Source organism: Streptococcus sp. AM43-2AT, assembly GCF_003603405.1.
GTDB classification, from domain to species: domain Bacteria; phylum Bacillota; class Bacilli; order Lactobacillales; family Streptococcaceae; genus Streptococcus; species Streptococcus ilei.
In genome coordinates, this window is record NZ_QTND01000005.1 from 1 (window position 1) to 21,170 (window position 21,170).

The following is a 21,170-nucleotide window of genomic DNA, read 5'->3' on the forward strand; positions in this document are numbered from 1 at the left end:
TCGCTTCGTACCAACGGATATCATCTTGGCCGTCCTTATCAGACCAGGTCGGAACTTGAATGGTCCGTACGCCTTTAGGGCTGTAGACATCTTTAATAATGACGTCAAAAGTTCCCGTATCCTTGTTATTGTTTTGGATTGTGATCGTACCAGTCGGACTTGTTTTCCCTTCATACTGGACGAAGGTTTTCTTCACAAAGGTATTCTGACCTTTATGGTCTACATAAAAGAGCTGAGCCTCATACTGACCATTCGCATTTTCATGATCACTGGCCTTGGCTGTAACCGTATAAGAGCCATCCGATTGACGGCTTGGGCTATACCAAACAATGTCCTTCATCCCATTCGCTTGTGACCAGAAAGGAATCTTCACTTCCTTGTAGCCCTCAAAGCCCTTGAGGTTCTTGGCTGTGATTGTAAAGGTACCTTCTACCTCGTTTTTTGAGATAGTGATATCTGCACTTGGCTTTGCACGATCGACAAAGGCTTTCTTCACAAAGGTATTGCGACCTTGCTGGTCTACATAGAAGAGCTGAGCTTCGTACTTCCCACTGGCATTTTCATGATCACTGACATTAGCTGTAACTGTATAAGAACCATCTGCTTGACGACTTGGGCTATACCAAACGATGTCCTTCATTCCATTGGCATGCGACCAGAAAGGAATCTTCACTTCCTTGTAACCCTCAAAGCCTTTGAGGTTCTTGGCTGTGATCGTAAAGTTCCCATTAGAATCCGGATTAGAGATTGATAAGTCAGCACTTGGCTTTGCACGATCGACAAAGGCCTTCTTCACAAAGGTGTTGCGACCTTGATAGTCCACATAGAAGACCTGTGATTCGTACTTCCCGCTGGCATTTTCATGATCATTGACATTAGCTGTAACCGTATAAGAACCATCTGTTTGACGACTTGGGCTATACCAAACGATATCCTTCATTCCATTGGCATGCGACCAGAAAGGAATCTTCACTTCCTTGTAGCCCTCAAAGCCTTTGAGGTTCTTGGCTGTGATCGTAAAGTTCCCATTAGAATCCGGATTAGAGATTGATAAGTCAGCACTTGGCTTTGCACGATCGACAAAGGCCTTCTTCACAAAGGTGTTGCGACCTTGATAGTCCACATAGAAGACCTGTGATTCGTACTTCCCGCTGGCATTTTCATGATCATTGACATTAGCTGTAACCGTATAAGAACCATCTGTTTGACGACTTGGGCTATACCAAACGATATCCTTCATTCCATTGGCATGCGACCAGAAAGGAATCTTCACTTCCTTGTAGCCCTCAAGGCCTTTGAGGTTCTTAGCTGTAATCGTAAAGTTCCCATTAACATCTGGATTAGAGATGGTCAAATCTGCCGAAACAGGGCTACTAACTGTACGGCCAGATGGAGCCTTGGAACCGGCACTATAGAAAGTAGTGGTCCCCGTTACAGGTTTCGCAGCTGACTCAGAAGATGGGACAGATTCCCCTGCTGTAATAGGCTTTGTTTCTACCTGTGGGTCGTCTGACTTCGTAACTTCTGAGCTAGTGACTGGAAGCTCTGTTACTGGAGCTGGCGCCACATATTGATGAGTCCCTACTTCTTGCTTTTCCTCGACAACTGGCGCTGAGCTAGCTGGTGTCGTTACTGCTTCACTTTCAGTAACTGCCGATTCTTTCACTCCCACTTCATCGGCATGGGCAACTTGAACTGAGGCAGCTAGCAATACAGCTGCACTGGTAAAATAAATGAAATCCTTTTTTCTCATTTTCATTCCTTTAATCATATTTTATACTGTTCCTATTTTAGCACACCGAGAGGGATTCGAAAAGGTTTCTAGGTGTTTTTTCTACAGAATATAAAAAGAAGCCTTTTTAGGCTTCTATTTTACAATTTTATTCAAGGCATTTGTTAAATAACTTCCATTACGAATCTTTTGGCCAATCCTTTTTGCATTGACAAGCAAGTCTTGGTAGTCCTTATCGTCTAACTGTGCAATCGCTTGAGAGAGATCATGTAACGATTCCACTGCAATTCCACAACTATTCTCTAAGACAAAATGTGAGAGAGCAGATTGTTTCCAAACCACTAGAGGAAAACCTGCTGCTAAATAAAGCGAAGCCTTGTGCGAGTTGTTATAGCGAAGATACTCACCAAAGACACCACTACAGGTCTCAGCGCTATCCCCATCCCAGACAAGACCAAAACCACCCTCAAGAGCTGCTGGTAGCTCATCCGGCAGGAAGGACCCAAAGTAAGTCTCATTCGCAAGAGCTCTGCTCTCATCGAAGCCAACACCATAAAGGTTATAAGCAGGTTCTTCGGGAAGTGAGTAAAGATAACCAGCTTTTTCCTGGGCTAAATTCCCTGCTACAATGATTGGCAGATTCTTCGTTAGCCCTGTCTTCTCTTGGAAGTTTGGAATCAAATAGTCGAAAATACCTAGGCTAACAATCTTATTTCCCGCAATTCCTTTATCCACTAAAACAGATTTCATGATTGGATTGTGGGCGATGATTCCATCAGCTATCTTCAACAAACTTGATTCTTGAAGATGAACCCGAATCTTATGCTTCAAAGGTACTGTATCCAAATTCGCATAGCGTAAAGCTTCCAAATCATGAATAATAAAGTTGACTTTCACCCCTCTCCGCTGGATTTTTCTTACCAAGCGAGTGGTGAAAAAACTATGATGAAGCATAGGAAATTGAATCAATAATTGATCCCCTGATTTCAACTGAGAAAAAGCTTGAGCTAGAGCTTTCGCCTTGTGTTGTTGGGCTTTAAGGGTTCCCATTTGGTACCAATCATCAACTGTTAACAACAAAGGTTGATAACCTTCTCGTTTGACGATCTCCTCGACATCATTTCTAGCCTTATTTCCGGCGTTTCGAGCACCAGAATCTTTTAAAAACTCTTCTTTTAGAAAATACTTCATGAATCACTATTTCTTTCAATCAAATTCATTTGCTACGACTTCCAAAGCACGCTCAATGACCACGTGCATGTCGTAGTATTTATAGTCTGCTAGGCGTCCACAGAAGATGACCTTGTCATTTTTGGCTGCTTCTTCTTGATACTTGGCAAACATGGCGTTGTTCTTTTCATCATTGATTGGATAGTAGGGTTCATCCCCCCGTTTCCAGTCAGCTGGGTATTCACGGGTGATGACTGTCTTCGGTTGGGTTCCATATTCGAAGTGCTTGTGCTCAATGATCCGAGTATAAGGAATTTCTCGCTCGGTGTAGTTGACTACAGCATTCCCTTGATAATTTTCCTCATCCAAGATTTCGTGTTCAAAACGCAGGCTGCGGTACTCCAACTCCCCGTGTTTGTAGTCAAAGTACTGGTCAATCATCCCTGTAAAGACTACTTTTTCCGCTGATGCTTCCAGCTCTTCACGATTAGCAAAGAAATCGACCCCAAGTTCTACTTCCACATCACCCAACATGTTTTCAATGATGACATTGTAACCACCGATTGGAATCCCTTGGTAACGGTCGTTAAAATAATTATTATCAAAGGTCAAACGAACTGGAAGACGCTTGATGATAAATGGTGGAAGGTCTGTGGCAGAACGTCCCCATTGTTTTTCTGTGTAGCCCTTGATCAATTTTTCATAGATATCCGGACCAATCAACTTGATCGCTTGTTCTTCCAAGTTCTTGGGTTCAACATCCTTCATATCAGCCGTTTGCTGGGCAATCTTGTCCTTGACTTCTTGCGGAGTCTTGGTTCCCCACATAGCGTAGAAGGTATTCATGTTGAAGGGAAGATTGTAAAGGCTCCCCTTGTAATTAGCCACCGGTGAGTTGATATAGTTGTTAAATTCAGCGAACTGGTTAACATAGTCCCAAACTTTTTTGTTGGACGTATGGAAAATGTGGGCACCGTACTTGTGGACATTGATGCCCTCAACATTTTCACAGTAGATATTTCCACCAATGTGGTCCCGTTTATCAATGACTTTTACTTTTTTGCCACGCTTGGTTGCCTCATGAGCAAAAATTGCCCCTGATAAACCAGCACCAACAATTAGATAATCGTACATAGTTGTCTCCCTTTTAATAGATGGTCATCAGTGTTTAACTTAACATGCCTTTGACTGATACAAATAACATGTCCAGTAATTGTATTCTTATACTTTAGGTGAGTTCTCCAACCACTCCTGATACCAACACTAACTATATGATAGCTCACCGACTGTTTCCGATGGACTAGCATCAATCGTGTTTCGAGTGAAGAGGATAAACATAAAAATATTATAAGAAGGTACAAACCAAAAGGCTTCAATCACACAGTTGACGGTGATTAAAGATAGAATAGCAACGTAAAGATATCTCCCCTTCTTATACTCATCCCTAGATACTACAATATAAATCAAAATGAGGGTGAGTACCGGAACAATACCATAAGTGAAGAGCATTTGGACATAGGAGGAATCGACGTAGTTATAGCTGAGGACAGACTCTGTGCTCCCCCCTGAACCAATAAATTGAACTCCTCTAGTTCCAAACCAATTTAGTTCGTATAAATTAAAGGCATTTTTCCCTAAGGCTAATCGCCCTGTAATCAATTGATTGATTTTCACATAGAAAGGCGAAGTCCAGGAGAAGTGATAAGTCAGATAGAGGATGAGAGAAGAAAAAATCGCAGCTGAGTATGGCATGAGGGCATAGAGTCCAATTTTCTTTTCCTTGGTCAGATAGAAGAAAGCAAAAATAAAGGTTCCCACCAACAATGAATAGGCGTTCATCCGAGCATCACAAAACTTAATGAGAAAGACGGCCAAGAAGAGCCCACCAAAGGTCCGTAGCCAGATATAGCGATTCTTCAATAGATAAGACATCGCTACGAAAAGATAAAAACAATGCGAAGCAAAATCCGTAGGATAGATAAAACCAAAAGAATTCCGAATAACGCCTCCCCGACTATATTGCAAGTTCGGAATGACTTTTAAAAGAGATAAGAAGAAGACTGATACAAGAATACTTCCACCAACAAAGATATAGGTCCGTAAAACGACCTTCCTATCTGCACTTATTAACAAGGACATCAATAAGGAATAGACTAAAAAATTGAGTCTCCCAGTTTTCACATATACGAGGATACCAATTGCTAGTAAGGCTAATGAAAATAGCAAGTACGTATAAGAAACATTGATCTTGTTCCAAAACCGCAATGCCAATAGCAAGACTACTAACAAAAGAGTGCTTGCATTCATGTGAAAAATCCCTTTATTCAACATCGTTGTTGATAGGGTATTAAAGAATATGACGATAGCTACGACAACACTAACGAGGAGGTCGTCAAATTTCATTTTTAACATATTGATAATACATTGATAAAAAACATGAAACCAAGGATAACAAGAGATAGGCTAGTCTTGAGCCAGACAGAAGTGTCCATCTCATTATTTATATCCAAGGTCATCAAAAATCTTTTATCATTCCTTTCTCGGCCTCTCTTTTCATAGTTACCATTATTTCGTCTAACAAGTACTTCTTCCATCTTTATGGATGAGTCTTGCTTTATGCACGTTTCGTAAATTGCTGTTTTAACTCTTTCACATTCACCACCTTGAAAAGCAAAATCAAGGTTCCATAGATGATCCCACCTAGTCCGGCATACAGAACGACATTCAGAGTCGGCGAAAGATGGACAATGGATTTGACCAGTGACAATAGACCATACATTAGGCCTGAAGCAAGCACAATCTTCATCATTGAGCCCATAATCGGCACTTCTTTAAGATACGTTCGTGTGAAATAGAGTTGAATCCCCCATACCAAAGCTTCTGTCAACACTGACACAATCGCAGCTCCAATAAAGCCCAGTTTTGGCAGGAAGATTAGGTTCAATCCGACACTGACAATGGCGGGTACAGTTGTCGAAATCATAAATTCTTTGTTTTTATTATGAGGGATCAGAATTTGAATCCCCATGATATTGGTCCATCCGATAAAGAACATTCTAAAAATCATAATGGCAATGGCATAACGCGCATCCTGGAAATCCTTCCCTAGGAAGAATTGAACAAAGTCATCATTGACAATCAGCATGCCGGCAATAATCGGGAAAATGACCAAATTATAAATCAAAAAGGACATCTGGTGCATCTTGTTGACAGCCTTGTGGTCCCCTGAGGATAAGAGACTCGATACACGAGGCAACATGACACTTCCCAGTGAGGTCACCAAGGTTAACAAAATATTGACCAGTTTTAAGGCTTGGTCATAAATCCCCACATCCTTTGTAGAGGCGAGAGCCCCCAGCATGGTCCGATCCAAGGTGACATAGAGGGAGATGGCAATCTGCGGTAGAAAGAGCAGAATGACCGGCTTTAAATGTACCCGTGCATAAGCCATATCAAAATGGGCTTTCCCAATAAATTCACGAGCAGGTAGCCACATACTGAGCTGACCTAAGAGCTCAAAGATGGTGAGTAAGAATACATAGAGATACAGATCATTGGCAGATTTGACAAACAAGAAGATGGAGATGACTCCAACCAGTTTGACCGTGATATTCCGAACCGTAATCTTGCGAAAATCTTCTAATCCCTGAAAGAGCCAGGAAATGTCGAGTCCCTTAGAAACCAAACTAAGTCCTAGGATATAAGCAACAGGATTTTGCATGGAAGGTAGGGTGAGACACAAAAGAACATAAAGGGTAAGAGATAAAATCGTAGCCCCCAACTGGAGGGTATAAATCCCCCAGAAATTCTTCTGGATATCTTTCCGGTGTCCTGAGATCTCTTTGGTTCCATAATTGGCCACTCCTAGCGTCGCCAAAAGGATAAAATAGGTGACGATGGAGTTGAAATAGCCATAGGTCCCCAAGTCATTCGAGCTAAAGACCCGCGTCACATAGGGGGTGGTGATAATCGGCAAGATAATCACCAGCAACTGGTAGGAGAGATTATAGGCGTAATTTTTAAGAACTTTCATGATTGTCTACAATCCCCACTTAAAGACTGTTTTAAACGGCGTAACTAGATCCGTCGCAAAAGCACGATGAATGTCTGAAATAGCTTGAACTTCTCCGTCAACATGGATGATATTCTTTAAGCGACTTTGGACCCGACGATTCGCCAGCATTTCTACAGCCTGCTCGAAATCTTCACGACCTGAGCGAGAAGACCCAACAAGGGTCAAGCCCTTTTCAAGAACATCTCTTGTATTGACCGCGACCCGGTTATCACTAACTCCCATCAGCATCACGGTTCCTTGAGGCTTGATGTGATCAATAATGTCATTGATAGCTGGTTCACTTCCTTGACCGCCAGTACATTCAAAAGCATGATCAAAACGTTGGTCTTCTGTCAACTCGCTGGTTAAAATTGCCTGATGGATAAAATTAAACAATTGCAGTTTATCACTATTGCGCCCTACGACTGTAATTTTCAAATCTGGGTAAAGATAGTTTAAAGAAGTCGCAACTACATAAGAGAGACTTCCATCACCTAAAATTAAAACAGATTCTCTTCGTTGGTGGGCAATGAGGTCAAAGCGATGAATGGCATGCATGGCAACACTACTAAACTCCGCTAAGGCTGTGACAGGGCCCCGAACTTCCTCTGGATAAGCCACTACACGATCCAGTGGCAAGGCAACCACTTCCTGCATGAAGCCATTAAAGCCACTAGACAAGAAGTGCGTTCCCTCTAAATAATTTTCAAAGAAGACACCTTCTGTTTGATGGGGAGGCTGGTTGGGAACCATGGCTACAATCTGTCCTGGTTGATAGGTCCCTGTAGGATCCGCTACCACGATACCAGACGATTCATGGATAAGGGCCATGGGCAACTTCTTTTTGAGCACCTTAGGATCCCGCTTCCCTTGGTAGTAACGTTGATCCGCGTGACAAATAGCCATGTAATAGGGGCGAATCAACACCTTGTCTCCACGGCTCATGTCTTCTTCTTGGTATTTGATGGTGATATTTTTCGGCTGGGTCAGCTGAAAGATTTGGTTCAACATATTAATTGTCCTCAATCATACCGCGTGCAATTTTCAAATCTGTAATCGTCGTAATTTTAATATTGGAATATTCCCCTTTAGCCAGGGCAACTTTTTCCCCATTGATGACAAAGATCTTGCAGGCATCCGTCAAGACTTCTTTCTGCTGATCACTCAAGTCATGATACAAGGCGAGGAAATCTTTCATTTTAAAGGTCTGAGGGGTTTGACCCTGATAGAGGTATTGCCGCTCTGGGATATCCGTGATAAAGGTATTATCCAAGCTTTGAACAATGGTATCGGTCGCTTCGACAACTGTATCCACAACAGCATGGCTCTTGGCCAATTCAATATTTTCTTGAATGGTTTTTAGGCTGACAAAGGGACGAACCGAATCATGTGTAACAATAATATCCTCATCTGTTAAAGGCTGCACCTTATCGATAGCCAAGATGATGTTTTCGATGGTAGAGTTACGGTCACTTCCTCCCTCTACAACCAAGATCCGTTCCTTATAAGAAGCCAAGTATTTGTCGACCAGGTCTTCAGTATAAGTCACCCAGTCCGGATGAATCCCCAATACAATCTTTTGAATCTCATGGACCAGTAAGAACTTCTCTACGGTATGGATTAAAATAGGACGGCCACCTAAATCCAAAAATTGTTTGGGCATATCCGTAATTCCCATCCGTGATCCTGTTCCACCTGCTAAAATCCCTGCATAAATCATCCTAAACCTCCTGTTTTTGTATCTTTTCCTTCTCTAGAACATGGCCATTGACGATCTAGCCTAGTTTTGCTCTCACCTTTTGATACAAATGAGGAGAAAGGAGCAAAAGAAGGTATTTGAGTTTATTTTTTCTTGTAATATGTGAATTGACTAGAATATCTTTCCAATAGTGACGATACTCTTTGCGAATCTTGTTGACTTGGTCATACATTTGAGAACCTAACAAGGCATGGACTACATGCAGGCCATTAAAAACATAGCGGGTATTTACCGCTTTTTTCATTTCCTGATCATCAGGATAGTCCCGCTCAACATAGGCTCTGTTCCAGTCCATAGCCTTATAAAAATCCAAAAGGCGATCGCTAAAAGAAGAATTGACTGTACTACCAGGTCTCCTATAGTACTTATAGAGATTGAGATCGCTAACAGCAATCTCCTTGCAAGCAGCAATGTGCTCATAGGCAACGGCTAAGTCTTCGTAGATCATTCCTTCAGGATAGGGATATTGAAGTAGAATCTCTTTCTTATAGAGTTTCCCCCCCGAATGAGTCCCTACATGGCGACCATAGAACATCTCTTTGAGGGCTGTATAACGGTCTAATTTTCTTGGACTCTTTTCATTTACCTCTCCCGAAAAATCTTTGTCCTCGTGATTTCTAACTTCAATGACCGGAGTCGATACAAAGTCAACATTATACTGGTCTTTCAATCCCATCAAATATTCAACGGTTCTACGATCATAGTAATCATCCGAATCTAGAAACATTATCCAATCAGCTGTTGCAGCTCTTACACCATTGTTTCGAGCATACGATATCCCCCCATTTTGAAGATGGAACACTCGAATACGGTCATCTTCCTGGGCATACTGGTCACAAATTTCTCCTGAACGATCAGTTGATCCATCATCGACCAGGATGATTTCAATATTTGAATAGGTCTGTTGTCTAAGACTACCGACACTATACTGTAAATACTCCTCGACATTATAGACCGGTATGACAATCGAAACCTTTTCCATTATGCTAATCCCTTCATGATAATTTCTACAATCTGTTGACAAGCCGTTCCATCCCCATAAGGATTGCTTGCCTGGCTCATCTTCTTGTATTCGTCTTGGTCTTCCAGAAGGAGCTTGAAGTTGCGATAGATGGCTTCTTCTTCTGTTCCGACCAATTTCAGAGTCCCTGCAGCCACACCTTCTGGACGTTCAGTTGTATCACGCATGACAAGGACCGGCTTCCCTAAAGAAGGTGCTTCTTCTTGGACGCCACCTGAGTCCGTTAAAATCATATAACTTTGGTTCATAAAATTATGAAAATCAATCACTTCCAATGGCTCAATAATTTTCATCCGTTCATTCTCTCCAAAAATCTTACCGGCCAATTCTCTGACCTTTGGATTTTTGTGAATAGGATAGACCACCTTCACATCTTCAAACTCTTCCAAAATCCGGTTGACCGCACGGAACATGTGCTCCATAGGTTCTCCAAGATTTTCGCGACGATGGGCCGTCAACATGATGAGTTTACTTCCTTTCGCCCATTCCAAAATAGGATGATCGTAGTCTTCTTTTACCGTTGTCTTTAAGGCGTCAATTACTGTATTTCCCGTAATGAAGATATTGGTACGTCCTTCTTTTTCTAGGTTCGCTTTTGAAACCTGGGTCGGAGCAAAGTTGTAGTCTGCTACAATAGACGTAACCTGACGATTAAACTCCTCGGGATAAGGACTTTGAAGGTTGTAAGTCCGTAAACCTGCTTCCACATGCCCCACTTTGATGCCCATATAAAAGGCTGCCAAAGCTGTCGCAAAGGTGGTAGTGGTATCCCCATGGACGAGGACAATATCAGGTTGCTCCCGCTCCAAAACCGGTTGGATTTTCTCTAAAATAGAGGTCGTGATGGTGAACAAGGTTTGGTTAGCCTTCATGATACCAAGATCATAATCTGGAGTGACTTGGAAGACATCCAAGACCTGTTCTAACATTTCCTTGTGTTGCCCTGTTACACAGACTACAGTTTCAATCGTATTGTGCTGCTTGAGTTCATTCACCAAAGGACACATTTTAATAGCTTCTGGACGCGTCCCAAACACCAACAGTACTTTTTTCATCTTGAACCCTTTCTCATGAATTGGTAAAAGTTACGATAGTTGTCTAAAAAGATAGAATAGCTAAATTTGGTATCATAATCCCTCTTTGCTTGAACAGCTAAAGAGGCTCTTTTCTCAGGATTTCCTGCCAACTCTTTAATTGCTTGCGCCAGGGCTTGCGGATCCTCAGCTGGAACGAGGATCCCATTCTCAGAGTTCACTACTTCATTCACACCTGGAATATCTGTTGCAATCATCGTTTTACCGTTCATAAAGGCCTCGATTGCAACCAATCCAAATCCTTCAAAGACTGACGGAAGAACACAAAAGTCAAAGCTATTGATACACTCTACGACATCGCTTCGGTAGCCCAAAAAATGAATTCTTTCTTCCAGATTTAGCTTTTTTGTTTGATTTATCAAATCATTTCTCAATTCTCCGTCACCGACAATAAACAGGAAGACACTTGGATTTGTCACAAGTGACATAGCTTCAATCAGATAGGTCAACCCTTTTTGTTCGGATAAGCGAGCTATACAGCCTATTTTGATACCGTCACACTTAGTAATTTCATTTACTGTATGTTCACTGTGTTGCATTTTCACTCCATTATAAATCACAACAGAGTTTTTTGACTTTACATCATTAAGGATATTTTCCTGGACAGCTTGGCTGACAGCAACCGTTCGAGCCTTTCCTAGCGCAAATTTATAAAGTGGTAATTTATCCTTGAAAACATTATGGGCTGTATAGGCATGAATCAAGTTCGGATGACGCAGTTGCAACAAACGAATATAAAAAGCAGCCATCCGGTGATGGGTGTGGACAAGAGTGATCTTATTCTCTTTAATGATTTTGGAAAGACTAGCAAGAATTTTGAGTACAGTAGCTGGCTGTTTGCTATCGACGTCCAAAATGCGATGGTGTTGAATCCCATTCTCTGCTAGTTTTTCTTCCCACAATCCACCAGTTGATGCGACATGAACCTGGTCAAATTCATCCTTGAGGTCTGTCGCCAACTGATAGACAATTCGCTCCGCCCCACCGATGTCCATGGTCCGAGAAATATGAAGAATATTATTTTTTTGCTTTCCGTTTTTCATGTACTACTCTCTTAATAAAAGTCGCATTTCCTACAAAATAGCGCTTGAAGAGCCGTTTGGGTTCATTGGCCACACGGAACAACCATTCCAGATTGGCCTTTTGCATCCACATAGGCGCCCGCTTGATATGGCCTGAGAGGACATCAAAGCTTCCTCCTACTCCCATAAAGACAGAGTTTACGCCATTGTCCATAAACTTCTGGATCAAGTACTCCTTTTTAGGAGAGGTAATCCCGACAAAGACAAAATCTGGATTCTTCTCACGGATATCTTCTTGGATAGTCTCCTCTTCTTCAGTGGAGAAATAGCCATTGCGATGACCTACTACTCGGAGATTCGGATAATCCTTTTTAAAGATGGCCAGCATATCTGTCAAGACTTCCTCTTTTGCACCGAAGAAGTAGACAGAGTAGCCTTTTTCATTGGCTAAATGGAGCAATTCCTGCATCAAATCAATGCCTGCCACGCGCTCTGGCACAGCATAACCCAAATAGCGAGCTGCGAGAACAACAGAAGCACCGTCTGCATTGATGATTTCAGATTCATTGACAATTTTCTTGATGGCCTCATCTGTCGCACATTGATTGAGCTTATCTGCGTTGACCCCCATCAAATGGAGCGGTTTTTTGTCTAGGACAAACTGTTCTGTAGCAGCAACGGTTTCAGCCATTGTTAAAGGGTCAATCCTGACCCCCATCATTGTAAAACTTTTCAAACTTATTCTCCCCAAGTGGATTCAAAGTGACCTTTTTGCTCTGATTCTTCAGGCAGCTTCATATAATCGCCATAGATCTTTGTCAGATATGCATCCGGATCGGCATGACCACTGATTTTAATAGTTTCAAAATCAAGGAGTTGTGGCTCCCCGAATACTTCTTTGTAGGCCAATTCTCTCTCGCGATAGGATCCTAAGACATTCCCCACGAGATCACTTGTCTCAAAGTCATATTTTTTGATCGTATTTTGTAACTTCTGATTGATTTTTTCAGTATTTAGTAACTTGTCTAGGTGAAGGACCTTAGAGACCTTCACAATTGTATTTTCAAAGAAACCTCGGTCGCGATTATGCAGGCGATTAATAACAGATATTTTTGAAAGGGCACGATAATACTTAATTTTATTGGTGTGTAAGAAATAGTGGAAACCATCTGATGGATAACCATCTAAAGGAAACACATCGATAAAAGGACTACACACAACACCACCAAATTCAATTTGAAGGGAAGTATCCATGATGGATGTGTTACCCAAATTATCATCATGGATTCTTAGGATGACATGATCCGGCAATTCCTTTTCGCAAATTTCCAGGAATTTTTCATAATCTTTTCTAGGCATTCCTAAATCCATATCATCATCCCAGGGAATAAATCCTTTGTGACGAATAGCTCCTAATAAAGTCCCACCTAAAGCATAATAGCGAAGATTGCACTTAGAACAAATCTCAATATACTTTTCTAATAAGGACAACTCTCCTAATTGAATCTGTCTTACTTTACTCATTCTTACTTCGCTCCATCTCGTTTAAACACAACTTTGATCGTTTTCAGCAATATTTTAATATCTGACCAGATCGTCCAGCCATCAATATAAGATATATCTAAGCGAACGACTTCGTCAAAGTCTGTAATTTCGCTACGACCACTCACCTGCCAAAGCCCTGTAATACCAGGCTTAAAACTCAAGCGGCGTTTTTGTTCTGGAGTGTATTTCTCATACTCATCCACTGTTGGCGGACGGGTTCCAACCAGACTCATATCTCCCTTTAGAACATTGAAGAATTGTGGTAACTCATCTAGACTGGTCTTGCGGATAAAGCGCCCAATCGGCGTAATCCGAGGGTCATTGTCCATTTTGAACATGCCACCGGTCATGGTGTTTTGATCCAACAATTCTTTTTTCCGCTCCTCTGCATCGACATACATCGAACGGAATTTATAAAATTTGAAATAGCGCCCATTTTTCCCGACCCGTTTCTGGACAAAAATAGCAGGACCTCCATCCTTGCGAATCAAAGGTACCAATACAATCGCTACCAAGCCACAGATAACCAAGCCTACCAAGGAGCCACAGATATCGATCACACGTTTCGCGGTCACGTGGCTAGGTTTGTAGAAGTTAGTCGAGAAAGTGACGACATTGAGCCCAGCCACTTCTCGAATCCGTTTGTTGCCAGCAAAGTTCAAATCAAAAGCATTGAGGTTAACGGTGACGTCAATCCCCATAGTCTCAAATTGTGAGACATACTCACCAATGTCATACTCTTCACTTGGAAGATTGAGAAAGACTTCGTCTACCACTTCATAGGTCGCAAAGGTTAACAGGTCTTCCTTCGGAACAACCCGAACAGTTGGGTGTTGAAAGTTTGGGCGGTCCAATACTGTGACAGCTATTACTTCTCCACCGCTATCATTTGACGAAAGAAGCCGATCCAGAACTTTATCCAGACGAGAATTTGCCGTAATCAAGAGAATCTTGTGACTTCCTTTAAGGCTGTAATAGAAGCGTCGCCAATAGCGTTTGATGAGGTAGTTCATCAAATAAAGGACAAGAGTATGACTAACCAAAAAGTAAATCATCCCCCGACGAGAAAGGGAGAATTTCTCCTCCAAAAAGAAGCTCGAAAAACTGATGGCGAGCGCGAAACACAAGCTATATTTCAAAGTTTGTAAGAAATCAACTAGATGGCCCCGCTTGAAATAATCTTGGTTGTAATCGCTGACGTAGAAAGCTACGTAATGCAATAAATATAGATAGAAAATTGTATTAGAGTGGATTTCTGTCTCTGTCACAAAACTAAACACATAAGCCACAACTAAGACTGGTAAACTTTGAACAAAGGCCAAAGCAAATTTGTGAAATCCCCTTCCTTCTGTCATAATATCCCTATCCTATTCCTTATCTTTTTTTCCCATAATTGCCATAGTTCCCGTAATTACCATAGGAACCATATTTCTCTAATTGAATATCAAATTTATTAAGGACCACTCCTAGGAAAGGTGTCCCCGTCTGTTCCAGTTGCTCTTTGGCCTTCTGCACAGCCTTGCGACTCACAGCCCCTGCCGCCGTCACAATTAAGCTTCCATCACAGCGTTGAGCAATAATCGCTGCATCAATTACCATCCCAATCGGAGGAGTATCAACAATAATGTAGTCGTAGTGATTGCGAAGCGCCTCAAGGATGACCTCGAAGTTTTTGCTTTGCAAGAGACCTGTCGGGTTTGGAGAAATCTGACCGGACAAGAGAACGTCCAGTTTTGGATAGTCTGTTGTCGCAATCGCTTGGGAAATCTCACTCTTCCCAGAAAGTACTTCTGTCAATCCAGCGACACGTCCTTGGCTCTTGAAGACACCTGTCATGACCGAATTACGGATATCCGCATCGATCAACAAGGTACGATAGCCCGCACGCGCAAAGGCTGTCGCCAAATTCGTAGAAATGGTTGATTTTCCTTCGTTTGGTTGCACAGATGAGATGGCAACGACCTTAATATTGGTCCCACTCAACTGAATATTGGTACTCAAGGCATTAAAATACTCTTCGGCCTGAGTCATCGCTGCTAATTTGCTTTTTACAATTTCTAAGGTTGCCATGAATTCTCCCTCTTACAGTTTCTTCACATTAGGGATCACACCTAATAGTGTGATGCCCATCACTTCTTCGATATCTTCTGGTTTCTTCACACGGTCATCCAATACCTCTGACAAGATCACCAGAATGGAAATCAAGACACCACCAAGGACAAAGCCAATGACAACATTCCGTTTGATATTTGGCGAAGAAGGATTTTGCGGGACAACTGCCTCATCCAATGTTGTCACGTCAGACACCTTGGTCACAGCAATAATTTTTTCTGCCGCTACATCTTTCAAGCCATTCGCGATGCGAGCTGCTTCTTGTGGATCTGGGTCTGATGCAGTGATGGACAAAATCCGAGTATCTGTCGGAACTGCCACTGAGACTTTCTTAGCAAGCTCTGCTGGAGTCATTTCCAACTTCAACTCTTCAATGGCCTGGTTCAAGACATTTTGAGAAAGGATAATCTCGCGATAGTCTTTAACCAAATAGGATCCCGCTTGAAGATCTTGGTTAGTCAAGGCATTGTTTTCTTGGTTCTGACGGCTGACCACGTAGATACGGCTGGTACTTTGATAGATCTTTTTCGCTACAAAAGCGCTGTACCCTAGGGCTCCAATCGCAAACAGCAAGGCCGTAATGATAATTGAGAATTTACGACGCCATAAGGTTTTAAAGAGGGAGACCACATCCAATTCGATCTCTTTGCTCTCTTGGTTTTTCATATTCACTTTCTCCTTTTCAATCCCCGTGATGGAACTTGATTGTTAAAATAATTCGTTATCCAATAATGTTTGTTGATTTTCAACAAAAAGGGCGCGCGCCCGGTCACTGCCGTAGCGTTTTTCAATCAACTGATAAGCTTTTTCCATGTATGGAGGGCGCTGTTCGACATTGTGCATATCGCTTGCAACAAAATGAACCAAGTCCTTGTCCAAGAAATATTGGGCACGATGTTTCATGAACTTGTAGCGATCACCAAACAGTTTAGGTTTGAGGACACTAGAACTATTGATCTGGGTATAGCATCCCATTCGGATCAATTCCCGCACCCGTTTTTCATTCTTTTCTAAACAGTGGTAGCGTTCAATATGGGCAACCACCGGAGTCACTCCTAAACGCAAGACCGCACTTAAGGCTTGGTGAATCTCCTTGTAAGGCGTCGCCATACTAAATTCAATCAAGGCAAAGCTAGTCTCAGCAAGCGTTGGAATGGTCCCAGCTTCTAGCTTTTCTAGGATGTCTCGCGTATAGTAGATTTCTGCTCCGAAATGCAAGGTCATTTCTGGCAGATAGGTCTCCACCATCTCTTTTACTGCCAAGTAGTTTTGATAGATCTTTTCTTCTGGGGTTTCAAACATCCCTTTTCGACGATGAGATGTCGAAACGATGGTACGAACCCCCTGACGGTAGCTTTCCTCGATGAGGAGCTTGCTATCCTCAATCGTCTTTGGTCCATCATCCACATCAAAGACAATGTGTGAATGAATATCAATCATTGTTTTTTCCTTCCATGGTTTGGTTTATCTTTTCTTTGGCTTGTGCCACACTATCAGCATTCAGCTCCATCATGTAGAGGGCGGATCCTGGCATAGCATATGAAGGCAAATCATTTCGTCCTTGTCCAGTGACAGCTTGTGAAGTCACCTTGTAACTTCCGCCAGTCTCCAACTGGGTATTCACCAAATTCATAATCGTTGGCAAGGGCATATTGGTTTGCAAGGAATCTTGTAAACCAGAAATGATTTCATTGTAATTGCTCAATGCTTTGGTCGATGTTAATTTATGGATAATGGCTGCGATCACTTTTTCTTGGTTCTTCCCACGATCGTTGTCTCCACCTTCGAGAGAGTAACGTTCACGGACAAAGCCAAGGGCCTGTTCCGAATCCAAGTGGACTTTTCCTACAGGGAAGTGGTAGTTCCCGTGTAGACTTGTAAATTCTTGATCATTTTCTACATCAATCCCTCCGACTAAGTCGACAAGCTTCAAGAAGGAGGTGAAGTTCAAACGGACATAGTAGTCAATCTTGATGCCATACAGATTTTCTAGGGTATGAATAGATGCATCTACTCCATAAATCCCAGCGTGGGTCAATTTATCCCCTTGGTTGTTTCCGCCATCGGCGATCGGTACATAGGCATCACGCGGAGTGGTGGTCAACAAGACTTGCTTGGTCTTTCGGTTGACCGTCATAATAATATTGACATCAGATCGAGAAACCGAAGTGACTGGACCGTAAGTATCAATCCCACTGACATAGATGTTAAAGGTGTCCGCATTCGCATCCGCCTTAGCTTTGGTTTCAACTTGACGGCGAATCTTATAGGAGTAAATTTTCTTTAGTTTTTTCGCATAGTCAGCATCCACACTTGCAATGGTATCTTCAAAGGTACTATTCAAGGCAATGGCTTTTGTCTTGTCTTCTTGTAGGGCCTGGTAAGCTGCCACATAAGATTCCACATCTTCAATCGTCAAGTCATGCTGGCGCGTTTTCTTCACTTCCTCTACCAAGGCTTGAAGATCGTCTGCATTGTTATTCCCCGTAGGTGCCGCTACACTACTAATTTCTTTGATATCTTGGATTGGACTATCCGCTTTGACATAGACAGCCATTTCAAATTCCGTATAGTTGGCATTTCGGTTCACATTTCCAGCGACATCGACCAATTGCTGGGTAACATAGGTCCCCACGGAGGTCCCTAGCAAGCCCAGAACCAATAAAAATAGCGTCGTCTTTTTAGCCTTGCCTGCAAGGATCAAACCCAAGGTTAAAAAAAGTCCGCCAACTAGCAAGGCCGTCACAAGGATATTCAAATAACGGAAAGCTAGGATATTGTAGCTAAAGATATTATAAAGAAAGAGTCCAGCCACAAGTAGCGTTAAGACCCAGAGACCACTATTGACAATACGTAGCTGATCCCAACTGCTCGTTCTGGTTGAACGTTTGTTTTTTCTACTTCGATTCATTTCATCCCCCATACTATTTTCTTAAATATTATAACATAAAATCATCCTAAAAATCGGAATCTATGCCCAATTCTCCACTATTAATTTTATACTATTCTGAGCTCCCTGTACAGCAATACGGGAAAAAGAAATGGGAAAATAAAAAAGGTGAGTTTCCTCACCTTTTTTATGGGTTTATACTTTATCTTTTGAGGTTGAACCTGTGTCTGAATCCTTGCTAGTTGAAGAATCACTCTTTGAGGTATTACTTCCTTTACGAGTTTCAGCTCCATCAGCAGAGTATTCGTTTACAAAGATTTCCTTACGCAATTCAAGGAAGCTTTCATCACTAAGGATGTAACGTCCTTCTTTGGTTTTCGTCAATTCCAAAGTGTACTCGCGTGGTTCGATGTAACCAAAGTCTTCATTCAAGCGGTCAAAGGCATAATAGAACAAGAAGTTGTTCAATAGAGACAAGCGTTTTTCTAGATCTGGATCTGTGTTGTCTTCTAATTTTTTAACATCTTCAATTCCGTTTTCAAAAAGACTAGATTTTGCACGGTTGATCAAGTTAGCCAAGTCACGTGTTGCAATGGCACGAGATTTGAACGTAACTGTCGCAGTATCTCCTTCGTCTTCAACCTTAGTGATTTCATAGTCATCACCAATAGTTGCTAGCACTTTGAAACGAGCTTGGTCAAACAATTCTAAGATTTTTTCTGGCGTGAATGTTTCAGTTGAGAGTTCAAGTGTGAAGTCTTCTGCAGGTAGATATTTTGAGGCATTTTCATCAACAAATTTTTCGGTAATTTGTTTTTTCCACTTGTCAACTGACGTTCCCATCAAGGTTGTGAAACCAGAAGAATGGTCAGTGAAGATGGCACGAAGAATGATATCTCCATCTTTCTCAATTTGTTTTTTTGTTTTTTCCTCTTTTGACTCACTAGATTGTTCTACTTTATCCTCTTTGGCTGCTTTTTTCTCAGTAGCTGGCTTTGACGAACAAGCTGCCAACAACAACAAGCAGGCTGGTAAGACACCATATTTTACGAGCTTTTTCATAAGTTCTCCTTATTTTTTATAGATTATGTTCATTATACCAAAAATAGCCTCCCTGAACATTCTTAGACAAGCCTACGTAAATAAATTGTAATATTTTGTCTCTACTTCGTAATAAAAAAGACCCCTTCTCTTGCGGAGGGATCTCATCGCCTATAGCATGGGCGCAAATAACTGCATAATCTCTTTGATCAAATACTGGTACCAGGTGATTCGGAAAGTGTCCAATTTGATCTGCTGAGACACGGAGAAAATCTCTTCAAAATCAGTTCGGATCTTGGTCAATTCTGGGCTTCGATACATCCAGACAGCATTCTCATAGTGATGGACTAGACTCCGATAGTCAAAATTGATGGTCCCGACTACTGCGACTTCATCATCGGCCAATACTTGCTTGCTATGGATAAAGCCTGGAGTGTACTCATAGATTTTTACCCCTGCTTCCATCAGGTCTGGATAAGCCCCTCGTGTAACGATTTGGATCAACTTTTTATCCGGAATGGAGGGGGTCACGATGCGTACGTCAACGCCTCGGAGTGCCGCATTTCGAATATCTTCTGTCAAATCATAATCAATGATTAAATAAGGGGTCGTAATATAGACATAGTCCGTTGCCTGATTGATGATATTCTGATACACAGCCTTACCAACCTGGGACTTATAGATCGGTTTCGGTCCACTACCAAAGGGGATATAGAAACCTTCACCATCTACCGCTTGGTTTTCCATATGGTATTTATCAAAATCTTCAATTTCTCCCTGGTTAATGTACCAGTTCATGAGAAAAAGTCGCGTCAAGGCCTTGACGGCTCGACCGTCCAAGCGCACTGCACTATCCTTCCAATGGCCGAAGCGTTCTCTCTGGTTGATATACTCATCCGCTAGGTTGGCCCCACCTGTATAGCCAATCTGACCATCAATGACCAATATCTTTCTGTGGTCTCGGTTGTTATAGGACACCGTTAATCGTGGCACCACCTTGTTAAACTTATGGGCATCAATCCCTAACTTGCGCAAGCGTTTGGAATAGTTTCCCTTGAGGGTCGCCATACAGCCAATATCATCGTATAACAGCTTCACTTCGACCCCTTCTTTAACTTTCTCAAGTAGGATATCTAGGATGCTGTTCCACATCAGACCTTCCTCGATGATATAAAATTCGAGAAAGATAAATTTCTTGGCTGAGCGCAAATCCTCCAACAATTGTGGAAACATCTGATCCCCTAGTGGGAAAAAGGTCGAAGCTGTCCCGTTGTAGAGGTCTGCATTGTGGTCCATGGATAGAATAGACTTGACCACCCCATAAACGGCCTTACTCTCTTCCTTTAACTGGAGGCGAAGCTCGCGGCTGTTGTCCTCACGGAAATTCATGGACTCCATATTTTCCAACTGAACCATTTCTTTTTTGGACAGACGACGCTCCCCAAACATGAGGTAAAGAAGGGAACCAAAGACGGGGATGACGGCAATCAAGAGCCAGGTCACCTTGCTCTCTGGAGGCATATTGCGGTTGACGATCGCCAAAATGGTCGAGATATACAAGAGGACCATGATAGTGACAGACATCCAATTTGGGAACCATTCATTAAGCCAAAAGAAGGCCGCAAAAGACAGCCAGAGTTCGAACCCCATAAAGAGGATACTGAACCCATATTTGGACATTAACAATCGAATCTTTCGAAAACTCACCCTCATTCTCCTTCTTTTATAAT

19 protein-coding genes are annotated in these 21,170 nt (G+C 42.1%); all 19 read right to left on the minus strand.

The genetic code is table 11. The features are described from left to right. A partial coding sequence (locus DW930_RS09435) for a GBS Bsp-like repeat-containing protein (protein ID WP_243635771.1) occupies window positions 1-1,753 on the minus strand: 1,753 nt, incomplete at its 3' end. A 114-nt stretch (window positions 1,754-1,867) separates the two neighbouring features. Beyond that, a complete protein-coding gene (locus DW930_RS09440) occupies window positions 1,868-2,923 on the minus strand; it encodes a sugar transferase (protein WP_023027367.1) in 1,056 nt (351 codons plus the stop codon). A 15-nt stretch (window positions 2,924-2,938) separates the two neighbouring features. After that, the gene (glf, locus tag DW930_RS09445; RefSeq protein ID WP_023024674.1) at window positions 2,939-4,036 is read right to left on the minus strand and encodes a UDP-galactopyranose mutase; all 1,098 of its coding nucleotides are present in this window, start codon (window positions 4,034-4,036) and stop codon (window positions 2,939-2,941) included. 129 nt (window positions 4,037-4,165) lie between these two features. Then, entirely contained in the window at window positions 4,166-5,314 is a 1,149-nt protein-coding gene (locus DW930_RS09450) for a hypothetical protein (protein ID WP_023027368.1), read from the minus strand. A gap of 202 nt (window positions 5,315-5,516) precedes the next feature. Beyond that, a complete protein-coding gene (locus DW930_RS09455) occupies window positions 5,517-6,935 on the minus strand; it encodes a flippase (protein WP_023024678.1) in 1,419 nt (472 codons plus the stop codon). Window positions 6,936-6,941: 6 nt separating this feature from the next. Next, window positions 6,942-7,967 carry a zinc-binding dehydrogenase gene (locus tag DW930_RS09460; RefSeq protein WP_023024679.1) on the minus strand — a complete coding sequence of 342 codons (1,026 nt, stop codon included), beginning with the start codon at window positions 7,965-7,967 and terminating at the stop codon, window positions 6,942-6,944. 1 nt (window position 7,968) lies between these two features. Then, window positions 7,969-8,676, minus strand: a complete 708-nt coding sequence (locus tag DW930_RS09465; RefSeq protein ID WP_023024681.1) for a 2-C-methyl-D-erythritol 4-phosphate cytidylyltransferase — start codon at window positions 8,674-8,676, stop codon at window positions 7,969-7,971. 55 nt (window positions 8,677-8,731) lie between these two features. Continuing rightward, the gene (locus tag DW930_RS09470) at window positions 8,732-9,697 is read right to left on the minus strand and encodes a glycosyltransferase family 2 protein (protein ID WP_023024683.1); all 966 of its coding nucleotides are present in this window, start codon (window positions 9,695-9,697) and stop codon (window positions 8,732-8,734) included. Further along, complete coding sequence (gene wecB, locus DW930_RS09475) at window positions 9,697-10,791, minus strand: UDP-N-acetylglucosamine 2-epimerase (non-hydrolyzing) (protein ID WP_123159913.1); 1,095 nt, start codon at window positions 10,789-10,791, stop codon at window positions 9,697-9,699. The genes DW930_RS09470 and wecB overlap by 1 nt, the downstream gene beginning before the upstream one ends. After that, complete coding sequence (locus DW930_RS09480) at window positions 10,788-11,873, minus strand: glycosyltransferase family 4 protein (RefSeq protein WP_023027370.1); 1,086 nt, start codon at window positions 11,871-11,873, stop codon at window positions 10,788-10,790. Before DW930_RS09480 ends, wecB begins: the two co-directional genes overlap by 4 nt. Beyond that, complete coding sequence (locus DW930_RS09485; protein WP_196805881.1) at window positions 11,848-12,570, minus strand: WecB/TagA/CpsF family glycosyltransferase; 723 nt, start codon at window positions 12,568-12,570, stop codon at window positions 11,848-11,850. Before DW930_RS09485 ends, DW930_RS09480 begins: the two co-directional genes overlap by 26 nt. Window positions 12,571-12,590: 20 nt before the next feature. Further along, window positions 12,591-13,376 carry a LicD family protein gene (locus DW930_RS09490; protein ID WP_123159914.1) on the minus strand — a complete coding sequence of 262 codons (786 nt, stop codon included), beginning with the start codon at window positions 13,374-13,376 and terminating at the stop codon, window positions 12,591-12,593. A 2-nt stretch (window positions 13,377-13,378) separates the two neighbouring features. Beyond that, on the minus strand, window positions 13,379-14,752 hold the full coding sequence (locus tag DW930_RS09495; RefSeq protein WP_023027372.1) for a sugar transferase: 1,374 nt from the start codon (window positions 14,750-14,752) through the stop codon (window positions 13,379-13,381). A gap of 19 nt (window positions 14,753-14,771) precedes the next feature. Then, window positions 14,772-15,467 (minus strand): tyrosine-protein kinase, encoded by a 696-nt coding sequence (locus DW930_RS09500; RefSeq protein WP_023027373.1) that lies wholly within the window; start codon window positions 15,465-15,467, stop codon window positions 14,772-14,774. A gap of 12 nt (window positions 15,468-15,479) precedes the next feature. Next, window positions 15,480-16,175: a Wzz/FepE/Etk N-terminal domain-containing protein gene (locus DW930_RS09505; protein ID WP_023024692.1), complete on the minus strand. Its 696-nt coding sequence runs from the start codon at window positions 16,173-16,175 to the stop codon at window positions 15,480-15,482. 42 nt (window positions 16,176-16,217) lie between these two features. Continuing rightward, the gene (gene cps4B / locus DW930_RS09510; protein WP_123159915.1) at window positions 16,218-16,949 is read right to left on the minus strand and encodes a capsular polysaccharide biosynthesis protein Cps4B; all 732 of its coding nucleotides are present in this window, start codon (window positions 16,947-16,949) and stop codon (window positions 16,218-16,220) included. Next, window positions 16,942-18,420: an LCP family protein gene (locus DW930_RS09515; protein ID WP_042507535.1), complete on the minus strand. Its 1,479-nt coding sequence runs from the start codon at window positions 18,418-18,420 to the stop codon at window positions 16,942-16,944. Before DW930_RS09515 ends, cps4B begins: the two co-directional genes overlap by 8 nt. A gap of 174 nt (window positions 18,421-18,594) precedes the next feature. Continuing rightward, window positions 18,595-19,461, minus strand: coding sequence for a hypothetical protein (locus tag DW930_RS09520; RefSeq protein WP_174705351.1), 867 nt, complete (start codon window positions 19,459-19,461; stop codon window positions 18,595-18,597). A gap of 150 nt (window positions 19,462-19,611) precedes the next feature. Continuing rightward, window positions 19,612-21,147, minus strand: a complete 1,536-nt coding sequence (gene cls, locus DW930_RS09525; protein WP_117744818.1) for a cardiolipin synthase — start codon at window positions 21,145-21,147, stop codon at window positions 19,612-19,614. Between the last annotated feature and the right edge of the window lie 23 nt (window positions 21,148-21,170).

What these genes read in the sequence shown, in the direction of transcription:
- DW930_RS09500 (WP_023027373.1), bottom strand. Translation starts at nt 15,467, where the DNA reads ATGGCAACCTTAGAAATTGTAAAAAGCAAATTAGCAGCGATGACTCAG.
- DW930_RS09485 (WP_196805881.1), bottom strand. Translation starts at nt 12,570, where the DNA reads ATGGGGGTCAGGATTGACCCTTTAACAATGGCTGAAACCGTTGCTGCT.
- cps4B (WP_123159915.1), bottom strand. Translation starts at nt 16,949, where the DNA reads ATGATTGATATTCATTCACACATTGTCTTTGATGTGGATGATGGACCA.
- DW930_RS09480 (WP_023027370.1), bottom strand. Translation starts at nt 11,873, where the DNA reads ATGAAAAACGGAAAGCAAAAAAATAATATTCTTCATATTTCTCGGACC.
- glf (WP_023024674.1), bottom strand. Translation starts at nt 4,036, where the DNA reads ATGTACGATTATCTAATTGTTGGTGCTGGTTTATCAGGGGCAATTTTT.
- DW930_RS09465 (WP_023024681.1), bottom strand. Translation starts at nt 8,676, where the DNA reads ATGATTTATGCAGGGATTTTAGCAGGTGGAACAGGATCACGGATGGGA.
- DW930_RS09490 (WP_123159914.1), bottom strand. Translation starts at nt 13,376, where the DNA reads ATGAGTAAAGTAAGACAGATTCAATTAGGAGAGTTGTCCTTATTAGAA.
- DW930_RS09520 (WP_174705351.1), bottom strand. Translation starts at nt 19,461, where the DNA reads ATGAAAAAGCTCGTAAAATATGGTGTCTTACCAGCCTGCTTGTTGTTG.
- wecB (WP_123159913.1), bottom strand. Translation starts at nt 10,791, where the DNA reads ATGAAAAAAGTACTGTTGGTGTTTGGGACGCGTCCAGAAGCTATTAAA.
- DW930_RS09505 (WP_023024692.1), bottom strand. Translation starts at nt 16,175, where the DNA reads ATGAAAAACCAAGAGAGCAAAGAGATCGAATTGGATGTGGTCTCCCTC.
- DW930_RS09470 (WP_023024683.1), bottom strand. Translation starts at nt 9,697, where the DNA reads ATGGAAAAGGTTTCGATTGTCATACCGGTCTATAATGTCGAGGAGTAT.
- DW930_RS09450 (WP_023027368.1), bottom strand. Translation starts at nt 5,314, where the DNA reads ATGTTAAAAATGAAATTTGACGACCTCCTCGTTAGTGTTGTCGTAGCT.
- DW930_RS09515 (WP_042507535.1), bottom strand. Translation starts at nt 18,420, where the DNA reads ATGAATCGAAGTAGAAAAAACAAACGTTCAACCAGAACGAGCAGTTGG.
- DW930_RS09495 (WP_023027372.1), bottom strand. Translation starts at nt 14,752, where the DNA reads ATGACAGAAGGAAGGGGATTTCACAAATTTGCTTTGGCCTTTGTTCAA.
- DW930_RS09455 (WP_023024678.1), bottom strand. Translation starts at nt 6,935, where the DNA reads ATGAAAGTTCTTAAAAATTACGCCTATAATCTCTCCTACCAGTTGCTG.
- DW930_RS09460 (WP_023024679.1), bottom strand. Translation starts at nt 7,967, where the DNA reads ATGTTGAACCAAATCTTTCAGCTGACCCAGCCGAAAAATATCACCATC.
- DW930_RS09440 (WP_023027367.1), bottom strand. Translation starts at nt 2,923, where the DNA reads ATGAAGTATTTTCTAAAAGAAGAGTTTTTAAAAGATTCTGGTGCTCGA.